At 63.2% G+C, this 4,461-nt stretch carries 4 protein-coding genes; all 4 read right to left on the reverse strand.

The window, feature by feature from the left end; genetic code table 11:
* A partial coding sequence (locus OQK_RS02110; protein WP_016770897.1) for a potassium-transporting ATPase subunit C occupies positions 1 to 384 on the reverse strand: 384 nt, incomplete at its 3' end.
* A 229-nt stretch (positions 385 to 613) separates the two neighbouring features.
* Positions 614 to 2,671 (reverse strand): potassium-transporting ATPase subunit KdpB, encoded by a 2,058-nt coding sequence (gene kdpB / locus OQK_RS02115; protein WP_016770898.1) that lies wholly within the window; start codon positions 2,669 to 2,671, stop codon positions 614 to 616.
* A 10-nt stretch (positions 2,672 to 2,681) separates the two neighbouring features.
* Positions 2,682 to 4,376 (reverse strand): potassium-transporting ATPase subunit KdpA, encoded by a 1,695-nt coding sequence (gene kdpA, locus OQK_RS02120; RefSeq protein ID WP_016770899.1) that lies wholly within the window; start codon positions 4,374 to 4,376, stop codon positions 2,682 to 2,684.
* Between the two features lie 8 nt (positions 4,377 to 4,384).
* On the reverse strand, positions 4,385 to 4,461 hold a 77-nt coding region (kdpF, locus tag OQK_RS28990), incomplete at its 5' end, for a K(+)-transporting ATPase subunit F (RefSeq protein ID WP_081489860.1).

Here is a 4,461-nt window from a genome sequence, read left to right on the forward strand (position 1 = left end):
CAAGTGCGGATCGAGACCGCTGGCGGAGGTGGTCAGCAAGGCCAATGGCACCGGCCCCTGCCCAGCGACTTGTTGTTTTTGCGCGTCTTCGATTACGCGGGTCGCCAAGGCCGGATTGCTCGGCGCGAGGTTGCTGGCGCCGCTGGCGACCGTGGCAAAAGCCCCGGCGGACGGGCGTGGGTGGAACCAGTTGTCGCCGCTGAAATCCTGGGCGATCAGCGACGAGCCGCGGACTTTGCCGTCGGCGTCGTGGATCAGGCTGCCGTTGGCCTGATCCGGGAAAGCGACTTGGGCGATGCCGGTGACCGCGAGTGGATAGGCGACGCCGGTGATCAGGGTCATCAGCGCTAACAGGGTCAGGGCCGGGCGTATCATTGTGGACATTTCAAGATCCTCGAATTCGTTGGACAAACTTTTGCCGGGTGTCAGGGAGATCTTTTCCCCCTCACCCCAGCCCTCTCCCCCAAGGGGGCGAGGGAGAAAGGGAGCCGATCTTCATGCTGTTCAAGAACTGAGTTCGGCTCGGAATTTCAGGTCGGCGAACCTCGCACAAACACCTCGGTCAGTCCCCTCTCCCCCGGGAGAGGGCTAGGGTGAGGGGCTCTTTTCAGCCTCACACCAGATGCAACGCCGTAAGCAGCATGTCGATCACCTTGATCCCCACGAACGGCACGACAATCCCGCCGACGCCATAGATCAGCAGATTGCGCCGCAACAACGCCGCCGCACTCGCTGCTTGCACGCGCACGCCGCGCAATGCCAATGGAATCAGCACAACGATGATCAGCGCGTTGAACACAATGGCTGAGAGAATCGCGCTCTGCGGACTGCTCAGATGCATGATGTTCAGCACGCCCAGCTGCGGGTAAATCGAGGCGAACAGCGCCGGCAGAATTGCGAAGTATTTGGCGATGTCGTTGGCGATGGAAAAGGTCGTCAGCGCGCCACGGGTCACCAGCAATTCCTTGCCGATCTGCACCACGTCGAGCAGCTTGGTCGGGTCGCTATCGAGATCGACCATGTTCGCCGCTTCGCGTGCCGCTTGCGTGCCATCGTTCATCGCCATGCCGACGTCTGCCTGGGCCAGCGCCGGGGCGTCGTTGGCGCCGTCGCCGCACATGGCGACCAGGCGACCGTCGTTCTGCTCGTGACGAATGCGCGCGAGTTTCTTCTCCGGCGTGGCTTCGGCGAGCACATCATCGACGCCCGCTTCAGCGGCGATCGCTGCTGCGGTCAGCGGGTTGTCGCCGGTGACCATCACCGTGCGAATCCCCAGTTTGCGCAACTCGGCAAAACGCTCACGGATGCCTGGTTTGACCACGTCCTTGAGATGGATCGCGCCAAGCAATTTGCCGTCAGCGCAGACCAGCAACGGCGTGCCACCACTCTGGGCGATCTTGTCGATTTCCCGCGCCAGCGCCGGGGCCAGATCGCTACGCTGTTGACCGAGAAACGCCAGCAGCGAATCCACCGCGCCTTTGCGATACACGCGGCCCTGATAATCGACGCCGGACAAACGGGTTTCCGCGCTGAACGGCACGGCGATCAGGGTTTCCGGGGCCGGCTCCGGTTGTGGATGCAGGCCACGGAGGAACTCGACGATCGACTTGCCTTCAGCGGTTTCGTCGGCCAGCGAGGCGAACAACGCGCCTTCGGCCAGCTCACGGCCGGTCAATCCCGGCGCGGCATACACCGCGCTGCAACGACGGTTGCCGAAGGTGATGGTGCCGGTCTTGTCGAGCAACAGCACGTGCACGTCGCCCGCCGCCTCCACCGCGCGACCGGACTTGGCGATCACATTCAGGCGCACCAGACGATCCATCCCGGCGATACCGATGGCCGACAGCAGACCGCCAATGGTGGTCGGGATCAGCGTGACCAATAACGCCACGAGGAACACCAGCGGCAGGCTGCCATTGGCGAAATGCGCGAACGGTTGCAGGGTGACGACCACCAGCAGAAAGATCAGGGTCAGGCCGATCAGCAGAATATCCAGCGCGACTTCGTTCGGGGTCTTCTGACGCTTGGCGCCTTCGACCAGGGCGATCATGCGGTCGAGGGTCGATTCACCAGGGTTGGTGGTGATCTTCACCAGCAGCCAGTCGGACACCAGCCGCGTGTTACCGGTGACGGCGGAACGGTCGCCGCCAGACTCGCGGATCACCGGCGCCGATTCACCGGTAATCGCCGCTTCGTTGACCGCCGCGATGCCTTCGATGACTTCGCCGTCACCGGGGATCATTTCCCCGGCTTCGACACGCACCACGTCGCCCTTGCGCAGATTGGCGGCCGGCACGATCTTGAAGCTGCCATCAGCCTGATGGCAACGGGCGCTGAGGCCTTCGCTGCCGGCCTTGAGGCTGTCGGCGCGGGCCTTGCCACGACCTTCGGCCAGGGCCTCGGCGAAGTTGGCGAACAGCACGGTGAACCACAGCCACAGGGCGATTTGCGCGGCGACGAAGGTCGGCACGTCGGCATCCGGAAGGAAGCACAGCACGGTGGTGAAAATCGCCGTCAGTTCGACCACCAGCATCACTGGCGAACGCGCCAATTGCCGAGGGTCGAGCTTGACGAAGGCTTGCACCAGCGCCGGACGCCACAGGGCCGAGATCGCGGTTTTGGCTTGTTCCGGCGCTTTGACGGCGGCGGGTTTGATTGCAGGCATATTCATGATGGATTCCTTAGAAGCCCATACTTAAATGTTCGGCGACAGGACCGAGCGCCAGCGTCGGCAAGAACGTCAGGCCGCCCACCAGCAGAATGGTCACGGTCAACAGGGTCACGAACAGCGGGCCGTGAGTCGGGAAGCTGTTCTGGCCGACCGGTGCGCTTTTCTTCATCGCCAGGCTACCGGCCAGTGCCAGCACCGGCAGGATGTAGCCGAAGCGGCCGATCAACATGCCCAGGCCGAGCATCAGGTTGTGGAACGGCGTGTTCGCACCCAGGCCACCGAACGCCGAGCCGTTGTTGGCGCTGGCCGAGGTGTAGGCGTAGAGCAACTGACTGAAACCGTGCGGGCCGGGGTTGCTGATGGTTGCCGCAGCGCTGGGAACCGTGGCGGCAATGGCGCCGAGTACCAGCACGCCGACCGGCATCACCAGCAGCGTCACCACCAGCAATTGCACCTCACGCGCTTGTAGCTTCTTGCCGAGGTATTCCGGCGTACGACCGATCATCAGACCGGCGAGGAACACCGCGATCAGCACGTTGAGCAACATGCCGTAGAGCCCGGCACCGACACCGCCGAAGATCACTTCGCCGACCATCATGTTGACCAGCGCGACCATGCCGCTGAGCGGGTTGAGGCTGTCGTGCATGCCGTTGACCGAACCGTTCGAAGCCGCAGTCGTGGTCACCGACCACAGCACCGTCGCGGTGGTACCGAAGCGCGCTTCCTTGCCTTCCAGCGGCGCAGTCTGCTCGACAGCGGCGTTGTTCAGGGTCGGATTCGGCTGATACTCAGCCCACAGCGAGGTCGCACCGCCGATCAGGAATAGCGCCAGCATGCAGGCGATGATCGCGCGGCTCTGACGCAGGTCCTTGACGTAATGGCCGAAGGTGAACACCAGCGCCACCGGGATCAGGATGATCGAAGCGACTTCGAACAGGTTGCTCCACGCGGTCGGGTTCTCGAACGGATGCGCCGAGTTGACCCCGAAGAAACCGCCACCGTTGGTGCCCAGTTGCTTGATCGCAATCTGGCTGGCGGCCGGGCCGAGCGGGATCACCTGATCGACACCTTGCAAGGTCACGGCATTTACATACTGCGCGAAGGTCTGCGGCACGCCCTGCCAGACCAGATACAGCGCCAGCAGCAGGCATAGCGGCAGCAGGCCATAGAGGGTGGCGCGGGTCATGTCGACCCAGAAGTTGCCGAGGGTCTGCGCCGACTTACGGCCGATGCCACGGCACAGCGCGACCAGCACGGCGAGGCCGGTGGCGGCGCTGACGAAGTTCTGCACGGTGAGACCGACCATCTGGCTCAGATAGCTGAGGGTCGCTTCGCCACTGTAAGACTGCCAGTTGGTGTTGGTCATGAAACTGACCGCGGTATTGAACGCTTGGGTCCATTCCTGGCCCGGCAGATTTTGCGGATTCAGCGGCAGGTGATCCTGGAACAGCAGAATCGCAAACAGCAGCAGGAAACCGGCAAGGTTGAACGCCAGCAGCGCCAGCGTGTACTTCTGCCAGCTCTGCTCCGCCTGCGCATCGACCCCGGCAAGGCGATAGCAACCGCGCTCGACCGGGCCGAGAATCGGCGTCAGCCAGGTGCGCTGGCCCTCCATCACCTTGTAATAGAAGCGCCCAAGGAACGGCGCCGGCAGCAGGACCAGCGCAAAAAACCCGAGGATCAGCCAATAGTCATAACTGTGCATAGCCGCTCCTAGTTCCGGTCCGCGCGCAACAGCGCAACCAACAGATAAATGAACAGCCCCACTGCCAACAGCAGTGACACCCCGT

Origin of the sequence: Pseudomonas sp. R62 (assembly GCF_000257605.1) — a bacterium.
Lineage (GTDB): Bacteria > Pseudomonadota > Gammaproteobacteria > Pseudomonadales > Pseudomonadaceae > Aquipseudomonas > Aquipseudomonas atacamensis.